An 874-nucleotide genomic window follows, 5' to 3' on the forward strand; every position below is an offset into this window, starting at 1 on the left:
GCCGCCCCCGCCCGGCGGCGGGGGGCGGGGCGTTTTGGCCGGGCCCCCGGCCGCTGGCGTACGCTCCCCGAGAAGCCAAAGACCGCTGGCCGCTGCCCCGCCGGGGCAGCCGAAGGTTCCGCAGGAGCGGACGGCCCGCGCAGGTGACGTTGGAGAGCAACGGCCGTGCCGGGCCCATCCGGTCCTGCCGCCGCCGCCCCGAGCGCCTGCGCCGGGGCGTTTTTCGTTCCTTCTGGGCCCCACCCCGCGGTCCCCGCACCCGGAAGGAGGGCCGAAGGTTATGGCGCGTCCCGACAAGGCGGCAGCCGTCGCGGAGATCAAGCAGAAGTTCGAAGCCTCCAACGCGGCCGTCGTCACCGCGTACACCGGGCTCACCGTGGCGCAGCTGAAGCAGCTGCGCCGCTCGCTCGGCGACAACGCCCAGTACCGCGTGGCCAAGAACACGCTGACCAAGATCGCGGCCAACGAGGCCGGGGTCACCGGGATCGACGACCTCTTCAAGGGCTCCACGGCCGTCGCCTTCATCACCGGCGACCCGGTCGAGGCGGCCAAGGGCCTGCGCAACTTCGCCAAGGACCACCCCGCCCTGGTCATCAAGGGCGGCGTCCTCGAAGGCAAGGCGCTCACCGCGGGCGAGATCGAGCAGCTCGCGGAGCTGGAGCCCCGCGAGGTGCTGCTGGCCAAGCTGGCCGGCGGGATGAAGGCGTCCATGGCCAAGGCCGCGGCGACCTTCCAGGCCCCGCTGACCAAGCTCGTCCGCACCGCGGACGCGCTGCGCGCGAAGGTCGAGCAGCAGGGCGGCGCCGGCGAGCCGGCTCCCGCCGAGCAGGCCGCCGAATAGTCGGCCCGGGCGGGGGGGGGGGGGGGGGCGGGG

1 protein-coding gene is annotated in these 874 nt (G+C 74.6%); it reads left to right on the forward strand.

Features of this window, described 5'->3' with window-relative positions; all coding sequences use genetic code 11:
- Positions 1 to 280: 280 nt before the first annotated feature.
- A complete protein-coding gene (gene rplJ, locus RM780_RS27560; RefSeq protein WP_311633635.1) occupies positions 281 to 841 on the forward strand; it encodes a 50S ribosomal protein L10 in 561 nt (186 codons plus the stop codon).
- Positions 842 to 874 lie beyond the last annotated feature (33 nt).

It is taken from the genome of Streptomyces boetiae (assembly GCF_031845405.1).
Classification (GTDB): Bacteria; Actinomycetota; Actinomycetes; order Streptomycetales; family Streptomycetaceae; genus Streptomyces; species Streptomyces boetiae.

Coding starts and splice junctions, on each gene's coding strand:
- rplJ (WP_311633635.1), top strand. CDS start 281: ATGGCGCGTCCCGACAAGGCGGCAGCCGTCGCGGAGATCAAGCAGAAG.